This window comes from Yersinia artesiana (assembly GCF_902726545.1).
GTDB lineage: Bacteria > Pseudomonadota > Gammaproteobacteria > Enterobacterales > Enterobacteriaceae > Yersinia > Yersinia artesiana.
In genome coordinates, this window is the sequence record NZ_CACVAD010000001.1 from 12,638 (window position 1) to 26,633 (window position 13,996).

Consider the following 13,996-nt stretch of genomic DNA (forward strand, 5'->3'; position numbering starts at 1 on the left):
GATCAGTCACTCTTGGGTAAAACCGCTTCAAGGCGCGCGGCAATCCGTTGTGGGATTTGCCGCTGCACCGCCTGCACAGCCTGTTCGATGGCAACGGCGAATGCGCGTTGATTCGCAGCGCCATGGCTCTTGATTACGATACCCCGTAATCCTAACAGACATGCGCCATTATACTGGTCGGGGTTCAAATGACCGAACCGCTTAGCCACACGTTTTTGCAGCCAACGGCCAATAAGTTTAAGCCACCACGACTGTTTTTTGCTTTCGCCCGATGATTTGAGCAGTGACAAGAACATTCTTATCACACCTTCCATAGTCTTTAGAGTGACGTTACCCACGAAGCCGTCACAAACCATCACATCAGTCTTGCCTGTCAGCAAATCATTGCCTTCCAGATAACCAATATAGTTGATAGCCGGTGTATTTTTTAATACGGCGGCGGCTTCGCGGATATTATCCAACCCCTTGGTTTCCTCTTCGCCAATATTGAGCAAAGCAACACGCGGGTTTGTTATGCCGACAACTTCTTCTGCCATCACCGAACCCATGACGGCAAATTGCACCAGCATCGTACTGTCACATTCGACGTTAGCCCCTAAATCCAGCACCACAGTTTTGCTGCGCTGCTGATTGGGGATGACCGTCATCAATGCCGGGCGCTCTATTCCATCCAGTGGCTTAATCATCATCTTCGCCAGCCCCATCAATGCCCCAGTATTACCTGCACTCACACAGGCTGCTGCGTCACCGTTTTTGACAAGCTCCAATGCAATACGCATTGAGGTGCCACGACTGGCACGGATCGCTTGTGAGGGTTTAGCATCGCCGGCAATAACATGCTCAGCGGGGATTACCTGTAACCTTTCCAGCAACAAAGGATCGGCATTAACAAGTAACGAAGTGATGGTGTCGGGGTCCCCGACCAGCAGGAGTTTTAGTTTTGGATTAGAGGCCAGTGCCTGCAATGAAGCAGGCACTGTGACGTGGGGACCGAAATCCCCACCCATTGCATCTAACGCTAGGGTTAGACAAGTCAAGGTATCGCCTTGCTAAAGAAGATTAGCAAGTACTACTCAGCCGATAACCTTGCGGCCGCGGTAGAAACCGTCGGCTGTGATGTGGTGACGCAGGTGAGTTTCACCGGAAGTTTTGTCCACAGACAGAGTGGCAGTGGTCAGCGCATCGTGTGAACGGCGCATGCCACGTTTGGAACGAGTGGGTTTGTTCTGTTGTACGGCCATTGACCTTACTCCTTAATTACTTTCTTTAAACTGGCTAATACGGCAAATGGATTAGGTTTCTCCGCCTCTTCAGGCAGTTTGCCAAATACCATGTCCGCCTCGGACACTTCACAGTGTTCAGAATCATGTACCGGAACGACAGGCAGTGAAAGAATAATTTCGTCTTCAATCATAGCCAGCAGATCAACTTCGCCAAATTCATCGACTTCGATCGGCTCGTACGCTTCCGGTAATGCTTCAGCCTGCTCATCATTGACGATCGGGCTAAAACAATACGTTGTATGAACATGGTGTGCAAACGTGTTACCACAGCGCTGACACATCAATGTTACATCGACGTCCGCATGACCTGTAATAACCGCCAGGCGCTGATTATCGATATTAAACGATAATGAGGCCACGACATCGCTGTCCACACTTACCACTGAGTCGGCTACTCGTGTAACCTGCTCAGGCGAATAGATACCTGCGTAATCTAAACGTTTCTGAGCGGTACGAACCGCATCAATGGTCAGGGGTAATTTTACCTTTTGCATAGGGCGCGCATATTAACTTTGTAACGACATAGAGTCAAAGAAAAAGGCCGTTTTACTGCACCTTTCACCAATATTCGCTTCCGAAGCGGCAGACAGTTTAAAATGCCTGATTAAATTACGCCACGGTTTATGGAAAATATTATGCCGCAATTAGTTCTGGCCTCAACATCATCATATCGCCGCGCATTGCTGGAGAAACTGCAATTACCCTTTATCACTGCTGCGCCGCAAACGGATGAAAGCCCATTGCAAGGCGAGAGCGCAAGCGCGCTGGTGCAACGACTGGCACGCGCAAAGGCCCAGGCGCTGGCCGTTCAATACCCACAACACTTGATAATCGGTTCTGATCAAGTGTGTGTTATCAACGGCATAATCGTCGGCAAACCCCATAATCATGCCAATGCAGTCAAGCAGTTAGAACAAGCCAGCGGCCAATGTGTCACTTTTTATACCGGGCTGGCGCTGCTCAATACAGCAACCGGTAGTCATGATTGCCTTTGCGAAACATTTGATGTTTATTTCCGCAGATTAAATAGCGCAGAAATTGAGGGTTATTTAGCTAGGGAACAACCGTGGAATTGTGCAGGCAGTTTTAAAAGTGAAGGGTTGGGCATCACTTTATTTGACAAGTTATCGGGCCGTGATCCGAATACGCTCATCGGCCTGCCGTTAATCGCCCTCACTCAAATGTTAATTGAGCAAGGGGTCAATCCCTTACTTTAAAATGCGGATAGCTTTTAAAATACGGGTAGCGTTAAAACAGCTAGCCGCATTTTAAATCGCGGCTTTCTTACGTAATACCGCCAGGCAATGGCGCAATTGATTATCCAAAGGAGCTTCAATGCGCATGGTTTCACCGGTATTCGGATGTTCAAAACGTAAAGCAGCGGCATGCAGGAATAAGCGATGTAACCCTGTCCCTTGCAATTGACTATCAAATTCTCGGTCACCATAGCGATCATCAAATGCGATCGGGTGGCCGGCATGTAGGGCGTGCACGCGAATCTGGTGTGTGCGGCCCGTTATCGGGCTGGCTTTCACCAAAGTTGCATGCTCAAAACGCTCTTCTATTTTAAAACGCGTTTCAGAGGGTTTGCCTTCGCTACTGACTTTCACCATACGCTCGCCACTTTGCATAATATTTTTCAGCAACGGCGCCTGTACCGCTTTGCAATGGGATTGCCATTGCCCACGCACCAAAGCCAAATAATCTTTTTGCATCCCTTTCAAGCGCAGTTGTTCATGTAAAGAGCGTAAAGCCGAGCGTTTTTTGGCTACCAATAAAACACCAGAGGTATCACGGTCAAGGCGGTGAACCAATTCCAGGAAACGCGCTTCAGGGCGAAGTGCGCGTAATGCTTCAATTACCCCGAAACTTAAACCGCTACCGCCGTGAACAGCCGTACCAGAAGGTTTGTTTAACACTAAGAGATAATCGTCTTCAAATAGAATGCAATCAGCCAGCGCAGCCACTTTATCAAGTTTAGCTGATACCTGAATCTCTTCGCGTTCGGCAACACGTACCGGTGGTACACGTACCACATCACCATCAGCCAATTTATATTCTGGCTTAATACGCCCTTTATTAACGCGAACCTCACCTTTGCGGACGATGCGATAGATCATACTCTTTGGCACACCTTTCAATTTAGTGAGCAAAAAGTTATCGATCCGCTGACCCGCTTCGTCGGCAGAAATGGTGATTAATTGTACTGCTGGATTATTCGTTTTCATGGGGCGCGATTCTAATTACACCGAGGAATTAGCGCCACCCCTTTTTCTGTGCTTAACTGTCAATCTGGCTATTTAAAGATAACGTTTGCGTGCATTTATTGTTTAATAAGACAACGATAGCCGCCGACACTGTGAATACAGTAAAAGAATCTTTACGTAGACAGGTAAAGTCATCTTGCTATATCAGTGTCAGCAATGGAATAATGTGATTAATTCTGCGTTGATTCTCGTTAGACCAAGAGACTTGTGGAATAATAAACTTTGCCTGATCACACAAAAACGCAGCAATGGCGTAAGACGTAATGTGAAATCAAGCAATTAGCGGGCTGCGGGTTGCAGCTTGGTCGGCAAGTGGGTCAGGCTCTGTTGTCTTATATTCAGAAGCTACCCTTTATATAAAAAGCGCTGTTTTTCAGAAAGAAACGCAGGCTTACCGAAATAATGCGCCCCTATGCAGGCGACAACCGTGAGGTTGACGGCTTTGCTAGAAGACTCGGGGTCATCGGTTTACCCGACCATAGAGGTTATTTTGCCCGCAGTTCTAACGCCAATGTAAAAAAAACGAGTAAGTTAAAGATGAAAAGAATGTTGATTAACGCAACTCAGCAAGAAGAGTTGCGTGTTGCCCTTGTAGATGGACAGCGGCTGTATGATTTGGATATTGAAAGCCCAGGTCATGAACAGAAAAAAGCGAATATTTACAAAGGTAAAATCACCCGAATCGAACCCAGTCTGGAAGCCGCTTTTGTTGATTACGGCGCTGAACGACATGGTTTTCTCCCATTAAAAGAAATTTCTCGCGAATATTTCCCTAGTAATTATTCCTCTCATGGCCGCCCAAACATCAAAGATGTGCTGCGCGAAGGCCAGGAAGTTATTGTTCAGGTTGATAAAGAAGAACGCGGTAATAAAGGTGCCGCACTCACGACTTTCATCAGCCTGGCAGGTAGTTATTTAGTTCTGATGCCTAATAACCCACGTGCTGGCGGTATCTCTCGCCGTATCGAAGGTGATGATCGCACTGAACTGAAAGAAGCCCTATCCTCCCTGCAATTGCCTGATGGCATGGGCCTGATTGTTCGTACCGCCGGTGTGGGTAAATCTGCTGATGCGCTGCAATGGGACTTATCATTCCGTCTGAAGCACTGGGATGCGATTAAAAAAGCTGCTGAAGGCCGCCCTGCGCCGTTCCTGATCCATCAGGAAAGTAACGTGATTGTCCGTGCTTTCCGTGATTATCTGCGCCCGGACATCGGCGAAATCCTGATCGATAACCCTAAAGTTCTCGAACTGGCTAAAGAGCATATTGCAGCACTTGGCCGCCCGGATTTCAGCAGCAAAATCAAATTGTATAGTGGCGAAATCCCCTTATTCAGTCACTACCAGATTGAGTCACAAATTGAATCTGCGTTCCAACGCGAAGTACGTCTGCCTTCCGGTGGTTCTATCGTTATTGATACTACCGAAGCCCTGACAGCAATTGATATCAACTCCGCCCGAGCAACTCGTGGTGGTGATATCGAAGAAACGGCATTCAATACCAACCTGGAAGCCGCAGACGAAATTGCCCGCCAGTTGCGCCTACGTGACCTAGGTGGCCTGATTGTCATCGACTTTATCGATATGACGCCGGTACGCCACCAACGTGAAGTAGAAAACCGCTTACGTGATGCCGTTCGTCAAGACCGTGCGCGTATCCAGATTGGTCGTATCTCTCGCTTCGGTTTACTGGAAATGTCCCGCCAGCGCCTCAGCCCATCACTGGGTGAGTCAAGCCACCATGTGTGCCCACGCTGTAGCGGTACCGGTACCGTTCGTGACAACGAATCTCTGTCACTTTCTATTCTGCGTTTGATTGAAGAAGAAGCGCTGAAAGAGAATACCCATGAAGTTCACGCCATTGTGCCGGTACAAATTGCATCGTACCTGCTGAACGAAAAGCGTGAATCTGTTAATGCCATCGAAAAACGCCAGGGTGGTGTGCGTGCCGTGATCGTGCCAAACGATCAAATGCAAACGCCACATTATTCTGTGCTGCGCGTGCGCAAAGGCGAAGAAGTCCCTTCTCTCAGCTACTTGCTGCCACAGTTGCATGAAGCTGAAATGGCACAACCGTTGGAAGAAGCGACCATCGAACGTAAACGCCCAGAGCAACCTGCGCTGGCGACGTTCTCCCTGCCAACAGAAGTGCCACCAGAGTCAGCCCCTGCTGCAAATGTTAAACCAACAGCCGCACCACAGGCCGCAACTGCTACGGTGGCAGAACAACCTGGTTTCCTTAGCCGCCTGCTCAGTGGGTTGAAAGGCCTCTTCGGTGGTTCAACAGAAACTGAAGTGAAACCGGTTGAAGTTGAGAAAACTGAAACCAACGAAAATCGTCGTAACGATCGTCGTAATCCGCGCCGCCAGAATAATGGTCGCAAAGACCGTGGTGACCGCACGCCGCGTGAAGGTCGTGATAACAGTAATCGCGACAACAATGCCCGTGATAACAGCACTCGCGATAACGGCAACCGTGACAATGCTAACCGCGATAATAGCAATCGCGAGGGCCGTGACGATCAACGTCGCAATAATAGACGCCCGGCGCAGCAAGCAACGGCACCACAAGCGCAGACTGAAGTTGTTGAAGCAGATAAAGCACAGCGTGAAGAGCAGCCAGCGCGTCGCGGTGATCGCCAACGCCGTCGTCCACAAGATGATAAACGCCAGGTATCACAAGACGTTAAAGCTAAAGTTGATGCGGATATCGTCACAGCTGTAGTCGTAGAAGAAGCGCAACCAGAGCAAGAAGAACGTCAACAGGTGATGCAGCGCCGTCAACGTCGCCAATTGAATCAGAAAGTCCGTATTCAATCCGCGAATGATGAGCTGAATATTCTGGAAGCACCTGTTAGCGAACCAGTTTCCCACATTGCTGCCCCAGTGGTGCAGGAAGAAGTGAAATTGCTGTCGCAAGCAAGTGCTCAGGCCGATGATGAAGCAACGAATGACCGTAATGGCAACAATGAAAATGGCATGCCACGTCGCTCTCGCCGCTCGCCTCGCCACCTGCGTGTCAGTGGTCAACGCCGTCGCCGCTATCGTGATGAGCGCTACCCAACCCAGTCAGCTATGCCGCTGGCGGGTGCTTTCGCCTCACCAGAAATGGCATCAGGTAAAGTGTGGGTGCGTTATCCTGTAGCTCAACCGTTTGAACCTGCCTTTGTGGAAAATCCGGTTGAAGAACAACAGCCAATTGAATACGTACAGGAAGTTGCTGCTGTAGTAGAACAAGTCGCTGTTATTGCCGCACCTGCTGTCGTTGCTGCACCTGCTGTTGCTGCCGCGCCGACTCCAGCCCCACAACACAAACCAGGTGGTTCTTCATCGTCCGCTGCTGCCGTACCGGGCCGTGCGCCGGTTGTTGTGGAAACAGCAATAGTAGAAACGGCAATCGTGGCAACCGCAATTGTAGAAACGGTAGCTGTAGCGCCAGTCGTTGAAACCCATGCTGCTGAAGAACCTACTCAGGTAACTGACATTGCAGCAGAAGCAGAAACTATCACGACCGAAGAACCCGTGACTGAAGACGCTGTGGCACCAGAAACTGTGGTTGAAGCGACAATCGAACCCGTCGCTGTCGTGGAAGAAGTCGTGACCCAAGCGCCTGTTGTTGAAGAAACAGCAGCTGCAGTTGAAGACGCGACAGTCGCTGAAGAAGCTGTAGTTGAAGATATGGCAGTTGAAGAAGTTACAGTTGAAGAAGCGGTGGTTGAAGCACCAATCGTGGCGGAAACAGTGGTTGAAGAAGCTGTGGCAGAAGAAGCTACTGTCACTGAATCACCAGCCGACACTGCTCCTGTGGCCGTTGCACCGCAGCAGCCAGTCGTTGCTCATCCTGAAGGTGTGTTATTCAAGCACTATGCTTCAGCGCCAATGACCAAAGCACCAGCACCTGATTACGAACCAGCATCGCCAAGTCAAGGCCATTGGGAACGTCCAGCCTTTGATTTTGCAGGTAAAGGTTCTGCGGGTGGTCATGCGGCTGCAACTCTGGCTACCGCTCCGGCGACAAAACCACAATCGGTTGAATAGTAGCAATATCGTTCGACCCTAATAGTGCAAAACCCGCCATTTGGCGGGTTTTTTATTGAGCAAAGATTATCACGCGATTTGCTTCACTTTCTTTATCTCAAGACTTTCCAGCTTACCTTCGATTGCTTTAACGAACGCTTTAAAATGCTCGGTTTTATTATGTTTTTCTAATGCATCCTCGGATGCCCAGCGCTCGAAAAACACAAAAGAGCCTTTTTGGTCGTTTTCAGCATGGAGGTCATATTGTAGATTCCCCTTCTCTTCACGACTCGGTTCGATAACCTGATGAACTGCGGCTGTAACCTCAGCAATAAACTCAGGTTTCGCCACTAAACTGGCAATAACACGAACTTCCATAGTTATTCTCCCATCTGTACATTTAATTAGCGTATTTGACGATAAATCAATCGCTCACCCTATAGGCAATTTTACCCAGAGCCTCTCTATAAGAGCCCCTTTTTGTATTGTTTTCAACTTAGCCGTAACAATCAGATGCATCCGGAGCACTTTCCGCTTATCCTTAGACCCCGCCGGAAACAGCACAAAAATTCCTATATTCCATGACTGCGGAGCCCGTTGAATGACTGCACAACCTCAAACCCTGAAAATTCGCCGCCCGGATGACTGGCATATTCATTTACGTGATGACGAAATGCTCAGTACCGTGCTGCCCTATACTTCCGAGGTGTTTGCTCGGGCCATTGTCATGCCAAACCTGACACCCCCGATAACCACAGTTGCCAGTGCCATTGCCTATCGGGAACGTATTTTGGCGGCAACTCCTGCGGGCCATAAATTCACACCACTAATGACGTGCTACCTGACCAATACTCTGGACGTCAATGAACTGACTCTCGGTTTTGAACAAGGTGTGTTTACCGCCGCCAAGTTATATCCGGCCAATGCCACCACCAACTCAACCCATGGTGTTTCTGATATACCAGCAATTTATCCGCTGTTTGAACAAATGCAGAAGATAGGTATGCCGTTACTGATCCACGGGGAAGTCACTGATGCGGCTGTGGACATTTTTGATCGTGAAGCGCGCTTTATTGACCAAATCCTGGAACCGATACGCCGTCAATTCCCGGAGCTGAAAATTGTCTTTGAGCATATCACCACCAAAGACGCAGCCGATTATGTGCTGGCAGGCAATCGTTTTCTTGGTGCGACCATCACCCCTCAGCATTTGATGTTCAACCGTAATCATATGCTGGTTGGTGGAATTCGCCCTCACCTATTCTGCCTGCCTATTTTGAAACGTGGCACTCATCAAGAGGCTTTACGTCAGGCGGTTGCCAGTGGCTCTGAGCGCTTCTTCCTTGGGACTGACTCTGCCCCACATGCCAAACATCGTAAAGAGTCATCCTGTGGTTGCGCGGGTGTGTTCAATGCACCTTCGGCACTTGCGGCATATGCCACCGTTTTTGAAGAAATGAATGCATTGCAACATCTGGAAGCATTCTGCTCTTTGAACGGCCCACGTTTCTATGGCCTGCCCGTTAACGAAGATTTCGTTGAATTGGTTCGGGCTCCTTTCCAACAACCAGAAGAAATATCACTCGGAAATGAATCTATTATTCCTTTCCTTGCCGGCCAGACCATCAACTGGTCAGTTAAAGCTTGATAGCTATGGCAGTAGAGCGCTTTTTTCTCTGCTGTCTCAAATTTTTTTATCAGCCAGTTGCAGCTCGAATACTTATACTGTATAAATAGCCAGTATAAATATTCGGAGGGCTAAATATGCGTGTTGAAGTCAGCGTTGATAAAAAAAACCAGTTACCCGCAGGTGCTATCGAAGCACTCACCAATGAATTGAGTAAACGACTGAAGACTAAATTCCCGGATACCACTACTGCAGTTCAGGTACGTTATGCCAGTGCCAATAATCTTTCTGTTTTAGGTGGCGCAAAAACTGATAAAGATGTTATCTCTGAAATATTACAAGAAATATGGGAAAGCGCAGACGACTGGTTCGATGCGGAATAAATCACAATAAAAAATATGTTGTATACCCTAAATAATTCAAGTTGCAGGAAGGCGGCAAGCGAGAGACAAATTGGTTGTAAACCATTTTGAACAGCGCTTGCGCTGGCCCGTAGGGTGAGCCTCTAATGAGGCTCATAATCCCGATGAGCTTACTGTGTCGTAAGTGATTCGGGTTATTGAGCGTAGCCAACGCACATGCAGCTTGAAGTATGACGGGTATAGATAAATGCTGTTTTGCCGGGGAATCGCTCCTCGGCTTTTTTCATTTTAATCTTCGCTTAATTAATCATCAGAAAATAAATAATTTGTAAAGATCTGTTGATAATCTCCACATTCACCAGCGCTTGCGTATACTAAAAAAGTTCACTTAGTATTGAGTCGCATTGATCCTCGTTAGTCACTCCAGTTAGTAACTACTATATAAGGGGTCTTTATGGACAGAAATGATGAAGTTATCCAGACTCACCCGCTCGTAGGTTGGGATATCAGCACTGTAGATGCATATGACGCGATGATGATACGTCTTCATTACCTGTCTTCCATGGATCAACCGCCAGAAGATGCGCTGGTTGATAGGACGCTCTGGCTGACGACTGATGTTGCACGCCAATTAATAAATATCTTAGAAGCAGGCATTGCTAAAATTGAGTCATCAGAATACGAAGATTTGGACCACCGTAAGCATTAATTATCACCAACAATTAATTTCTCAAAGCTCACAACAAGGCACCCATAAATATTACTGGGTGCCTTTTTATTAACCGCTCTCATCATAATAGCGCTAACATCCCTTTTGCTCCTTTCGGTCACGTGTTATTACTATCGTTTTAATTTTATCGCGACTTGCTGCCTTTCATTTAAATCGTTCTGATTATTGTCAGGATAAAAACTGCGTTACACATCAAACAGCGTAAATAAAGTCGGCAGTGATATTCACCAAGGTGAAAAATATGGATTATGATTTGATTGTCATTGGTAGTGGCTCCGTCGGTTCCGCCGCAGGTTACTACGCCTCACAAGCTGGTTTAAAAGTGCTGATGATTGACAGCGCAATGCCCCCTCACCAGGCAGGTAGTCACCACGGCGATACCAGAATTATTCGCCATGCATACGGTGAAGGCGAAAAATATGTGCCATTAGTATTACGCGCACAAGCACTGTGGGATCAACTCTCCGCTCAGACCGGTGAAAAATTGTTTCAGGCCAGTGGTGTACTCAATTTGGGGCCTGATGATTCAATTTTCCTCAAAAATGCACAACTCAGCGCGCAACACTATAATTTACCGGTCGATACTTTAAATGCCGCACAGGTTCGCGAAAAATGGCCAGTATTTACCATTCCGGATAATTATATTGGTGTGTTCGAACCACAAGCGGGTTATCTGCGTTCTGAGCTGGCGATAAAAACACTGATTAAAGCCGTCACTGAAGCGGGTTGTGGCATTTTATTTAACTGCCCGGTTACCGCGATTGAACCCTTGGATGATGGGGTTGATGTCGTAACCATCGATGGTACCTACAGCGCCAGGAAAGTGGTGGTCACCGCCGGAACCTGGGTCAAAGAGTTACTACCGCAATTACCCATAACAGCCATACGCAAAGTCTTCTCCTGGCACCATGCCGATGGTCGCTACAGTGAAGGGAATCATTTCCCGGCATTTACAGTAGAAACTCCGGATAACATTCATTACTACGGTTTTCCCTCACAAAATGATGAACTGAAGCTCGGTAAGCATAATGGCGGTCAACCGATAGAATCAGCCGCACAACGTAAGCCATTTGGTGGTTATGCTGAAGATGGAACCGAAGTATTTGGCTTTTTGCGTCATTTTTTACCTGGCGTGGGTGTGTGTCTACATGGTGCTGCATGCAGTTATGATATGAGTCCGGATGAAGATTTCATCATCGATACCTTGCCGGATAACCCCCATATTATGGTAGTGACGGGCTTAAGTGGTCATGGGTTTAAGTTTGCCACCGCACTAGGTGAAGTCGCCGCACTCTTTGCGCAAGATAAAGCGTCACCTATTGATATTTCTGCATTTTCTTTGGACCGGTTTACTCACGCTTAGTACACAAACCTACAATGAACTTATGACGTTCTGCCAATGACTATTCATACTTCAAGTTAGTCATTGGCAATTAATTTATACTACACACAGTTCAAATTCAGTATAAAAAACCATAAGCATGGTGATTATTAGTAAGTTAACTCGCAAAACCCGTCAATACACATCGTAAATCCCGAATTGACGTCTTAGTCGTCAGAGGATTACCTTACCCTTGTATGCAGTCAGGTATGGTTGCAGTTAGACAAGGATGTATGTCACATGAAAATATTGATTATTGACGAATGTTTTTATACCCGCTCTGGGGTAAATACTTATTTAAACGATTCCACATCTCTTAATTTAAGAGATGTGCCTACGGTTGAACAAGCAACATCAACTATCCAGGATTTTAATCCTGAGATAATAATTGTTAATCTTACCCAATATTGTCGTTTTGGTGGTCATTGTCCATTATTAGAACATTTTATACGTTGTTGTGATCAGGCAAAAGTTTATATTTATCTGGATGCAGCCTATCCATTTAGTGAAACACCAATCCCTCTAACTGGTTCTGTTTCTATTCTGGCTAAAAAGCATTTGCCTGAACTGCTTCAAAGCTTATCCCGTGTTTCACACGATACAGGCAAGTCACATCTGTCATGCCCCGCATCACTGTTCAGCCCACAAGAACATAAAGTCATGTGCTATTGGATGACAGAAATGCCGAACTATCGTATAGCCAGAAAATTGAATATCAGTGATAGCACTGTCTATTCACATAAGCGCCATATTACTGAGAAAATAAAAGTCAGAAACCGGTTGGAATTATGTTTTATTTATAATGTATTTAAATATTTATACTAGCTTTAATTTAGCGTTAATATACACAATATTATTTTAAAGTTTTTAAAAAGAAGATAACCGCATAGATTAATTATATATTTTCCACAACAAAAAATATTGAATTGACAGTTAATTTATTGTTTATCCAATTAAAAGTACCTATAATGGGCAATGATTTTAGCCGCAGGCAGTCAGCATGTTAAATAAATTGCTTTCAATGGTTATCAATAATGTACGGGAGCATCTAATACTCTATATCTGTTTGTGGCTCACATTGTTGGCTCTGGATATATATTTCTTTTTCTATTAATTCACTGTCCGTACCATGCCCCTCATGTTGAGTTGGGCCAATAGGTATAGAATTCACCTGCTGGCCTCAGATTTTAAGTCAGGATATTGGCTTTTCCGGCTCAGTTTTGGTGGGCTTACCGTCACTCAGTAACACCGCAAACTTATAGCCAGCAGGCGTTAATTCCAGTGCGATTTTGGCAATAATGGTTAAAGGTACTGAAAGCAGCATACCTATCGGCCCCAATAGCCAGCCCCAGAAAATCAATGATAAGAATACCACCAGCGTTGATAACCCCAAGCCGCGCCCCATCATGCGCGGGTCAATAATGTTACCGCCAATCAGGTTGATAAGGATATAACCACCGGTTACGGCAAATGCGTCGGCAAAACCGTTAAATAGCAGAGCCTGGATGATGGGAGGGATGGCGGCTAATACTGACCCGATATTGGGAATGTAATTGAGAACAAAAGCTAATAACCCCCACAGGAATGCAAACCTGACACCCATCGCGGCCAAAAATAGCCAAATAACAATCCCTGTCGCGATACTAATAATGGTCTTAATCACCAGATAATGTGTCACACCATTCAGTGCGCGTCTGAGAATCGCATTCCCTTGCTCTGGATTATCAAACATCAACTGCATTTTATAAGGGAGGCGCTCGACTTCAAAGAGCATAAATACGACGGTCATTAACAGCAAGAACGTGCTAGCCATAGCACCAGAAAGGTGGCTAAGCAGACGAGTAACAAAGTTCATCGCCGTACTGGGATCGACATGTTTCATGATGTCATCCACTGAGAACTCGATATTAAAGCGCATCGCAAACTCTTGCAAATCGCGCATTTTTTCCAGCATCATCCCACGGTATTGCGGTAATGAACGGGCAAATTCATTTAATGAAGAACCTAAGCGGCTAAACAGTAATGCCATCAGTAAAACAATAATGGTCACCAGTAAAACGATAGCCAGTGTGCGGGGGATCTTTATTTTTTCGAGTAATTTCACTAACGGGTTTAAAACAATGGCGAGAAATATGGCCAGTAAAAACGGAACCACAATAGGCGATGCCGCCTTGATTCCAGCCATAATCACGACCAACATTGCCAGCATCGCAACTAAGCGCAACCCTTGGCCACTTACCACAGGTTTTGTCATTATCAATCCTTGTATTGGAACCGCCACGGCTCAAAATGGCAAAAAAAAGACGTTATCGGATAAAATAACCGACAA

14 protein-coding genes are annotated in these 13,996 nt (G+C 46.5%); 8 read left to right on the plus strand and 6 right to left on the minus strand.

The genetic code is table 11. The annotated features are described in order from the left end of the window. Window positions 1-2 precede the first annotated feature (2 nt). From plsX to yceD, 3 genes are read right to left on the minus strand one after another with little or no spacing between them, the layout of a single operon-like run. A complete protein-coding gene (plsX, locus tag HU019_RS00075; protein WP_174847393.1) occupies window positions 3-1,037 on the minus strand; it encodes a phosphate acyltransferase PlsX in 1,035 nt (344 codons plus the stop codon). A gap of 36 nt (window positions 1,038-1,073) precedes the next feature. Beyond that, window positions 1,074-1,241: a 50S ribosomal protein L32 gene (gene rpmF, locus HU019_RS00080; RefSeq protein WP_002210931.1), complete on the minus strand. Its 168-nt coding sequence runs from the start codon at window positions 1,239-1,241 to the stop codon at window positions 1,074-1,076. A gap of 5 nt (window positions 1,242-1,246) precedes the next feature. Continuing rightward, a complete protein-coding gene (gene yceD, locus HU019_RS00085) occupies window positions 1,247-1,777 on the minus strand; it encodes a 23S rRNA accumulation protein YceD (protein WP_004709643.1) in 531 nt (176 codons plus the stop codon). A 141-nt stretch (window positions 1,778-1,918) separates the two neighbouring features. Between yceD and HU019_RS00090 the strand changes: the two genes are divergently transcribed. Then, window positions 1,919-2,500, plus strand: a complete 582-nt coding sequence (locus HU019_RS00090) for a Maf family protein (protein ID WP_174847392.1) — start codon at window positions 1,919-1,921, stop codon at window positions 2,498-2,500. Window positions 2,501-2,551: 51 nt separating this feature from the next. Here the strand turns inward: HU019_RS00090 and rluC are convergent, their stop codons facing one another. Further along, window positions 2,552-3,511, minus strand: coding sequence for a 23S rRNA pseudouridine(955/2504/2580) synthase RluC (gene rluC, locus HU019_RS00095; protein ID WP_005157930.1), 960 nt, complete (start codon window positions 3,509-3,511; stop codon window positions 2,552-2,554). Between the two features lie 576 nt (window positions 3,512-4,087). Here rluC and rne point away from each other — a divergent pair. Next, window positions 4,088-7,588: a ribonuclease E gene (rne, locus tag HU019_RS00100; protein WP_217450910.1), complete on the plus strand. Its 3,501-nt coding sequence runs from the start codon at window positions 4,088-4,090 to the stop codon at window positions 7,586-7,588. A 69-nt stretch (window positions 7,589-7,657) separates the two neighbouring features. On the opposite strand, the gene HU019_RS00105 is transcribed toward rne, so the two are convergent. Beyond that, entirely contained in the window at window positions 7,658-7,945 is a 288-nt protein-coding gene (locus HU019_RS00105; RefSeq protein ID WP_174847390.1) for a putative quinol monooxygenase, read from the minus strand. 223 nt (window positions 7,946-8,168) lie between these two features. Here HU019_RS00105 and pyrC point away from each other — a divergent pair, with 223 nt between their 5' ends. The 6 genes from pyrC (at window position 8,169) to HU019_RS00135 (ending at window position 12,781) form a co-directional block, all read left to right on the plus strand. Further along, entirely contained in the window at window positions 8,169-9,215 is a 1,047-nt protein-coding gene (gene pyrC, locus HU019_RS00110; protein ID WP_174847389.1) for a dihydroorotase, read from the plus strand. A gap of 116 nt (window positions 9,216-9,331) precedes the next feature. Next, the gene (gene dinI / locus HU019_RS00115) at window positions 9,332-9,577 is read left to right on the plus strand and encodes a DNA damage-inducible protein I (protein ID WP_174847388.1); all 246 of its coding nucleotides are present in this window, start codon (window positions 9,332-9,334) and stop codon (window positions 9,575-9,577) included. A gap of 433 nt (window positions 9,578-10,010) precedes the next feature. Beyond that, window positions 10,011-10,265 carry a biofilm formation regulator BssS gene (gene bssS, locus HU019_RS00120; protein WP_050078784.1) on the plus strand — a complete coding sequence of 85 codons (255 nt, stop codon included), beginning with the start codon at window positions 10,011-10,013 and terminating at the stop codon, window positions 10,263-10,265. Between the two features lie 262 nt (window positions 10,266-10,527). Further along, window positions 10,528-11,649 carry an N-methyl-L-tryptophan oxidase gene (solA, locus tag HU019_RS00125; protein ID WP_174847387.1) on the plus strand — a complete coding sequence of 374 codons (1,122 nt, stop codon included), beginning with the start codon at window positions 10,528-10,530 and terminating at the stop codon, window positions 11,647-11,649. Window positions 11,650-11,907: 258 nt separating this feature from the next. Continuing rightward, on the plus strand, window positions 11,908-12,492 hold the full coding sequence (locus HU019_RS00130; protein ID WP_174847386.1) for a LuxR C-terminal-related transcriptional regulator: 585 nt from the start codon (window positions 11,908-11,910) through the stop codon (window positions 12,490-12,492). 196 nt (window positions 12,493-12,688) lie between these two features. Continuing rightward, window positions 12,689-12,781, plus strand: a complete 93-nt coding sequence (locus HU019_RS00135) for a DUF2770 family protein (RefSeq protein ID WP_227739355.1) — start codon at window positions 12,689-12,691, stop codon at window positions 12,779-12,781. Between the two features lie 78 nt (window positions 12,782-12,859). Here the strand turns inward: HU019_RS00135 and HU019_RS00140 are convergent, their stop codons facing one another. Then, a complete protein-coding gene (locus tag HU019_RS00140; RefSeq protein ID WP_174847127.1) occupies window positions 12,860-13,921 on the minus strand; it encodes an AI-2E family transporter in 1,062 nt (353 codons plus the stop codon). Between the last annotated feature and the right edge of the window lie 75 nt (window positions 13,922-13,996).

Excerpts from the sequence above, each read along its gene's own strand:
- rne (WP_217450910.1), top strand. The coding sequence starts at position 4,088 with ATGAAAAGAATGTTGATTAACGCAACTCAGCAAGAAGAGTTGCGTGTT.
- dinI (WP_174847388.1), top strand. The coding sequence starts at position 9,332 with ATGCGTGTTGAAGTCAGCGTTGATAAAAAAAACCAGTTACCCGCAGGT.
- yceD (WP_004709643.1), bottom strand. The coding sequence starts at position 1,777 with ATGCAAAAGGTAAAATTACCCCTGACCATTGATGCGGTTCGTACCGCT.
- bssS (WP_050078784.1), top strand. The coding sequence starts at position 10,011 with ATGGACAGAAATGATGAAGTTATCCAGACTCACCCGCTCGTAGGTTGG.
- rpmF (WP_002210931.1), bottom strand. The coding sequence starts at position 1,241 with ATGGCCGTACAACAGAACAAACCCACTCGTTCCAAACGTGGCATGCGC.
- HU019_RS00090 (WP_174847392.1), top strand. The coding sequence starts at position 1,919 with ATGCCGCAATTAGTTCTGGCCTCAACATCATCATATCGCCGCGCATTG.
- pyrC (WP_174847389.1), top strand. The coding sequence starts at position 8,169 with ATGACTGCACAACCTCAAACCCTGAAAATTCGCCGCCCGGATGACTGG.
- HU019_RS00105 (WP_174847390.1), bottom strand. The coding sequence starts at position 7,945 with ATGGAAGTTCGTGTTATTGCCAGTTTAGTGGCGAAACCTGAGTTTATT.
- HU019_RS00130 (WP_174847386.1), top strand. The coding sequence starts at position 11,908 with ATGAAAATATTGATTATTGACGAATGTTTTTATACCCGCTCTGGGGTA.
- solA (WP_174847387.1), top strand. The coding sequence starts at position 10,528 with ATGGATTATGATTTGATTGTCATTGGTAGTGGCTCCGTCGGTTCCGCC.
- HU019_RS00140 (WP_174847127.1), bottom strand. The coding sequence starts at position 13,921 with ATGACAAAACCTGTGGTAAGTGGCCAAGGGTTGCGCTTAGTTGCGATG.
- rluC (WP_005157930.1), bottom strand. The coding sequence starts at position 3,511 with ATGAAAACGAATAATCCAGCAGTACAATTAATCACCATTTCTGCCGAC.
- HU019_RS00135 (WP_227739355.1), top strand. The coding sequence starts at position 12,689 with ATGGTTATCAATAATGTACGGGAGCATCTAATACTCTATATCTGTTTG.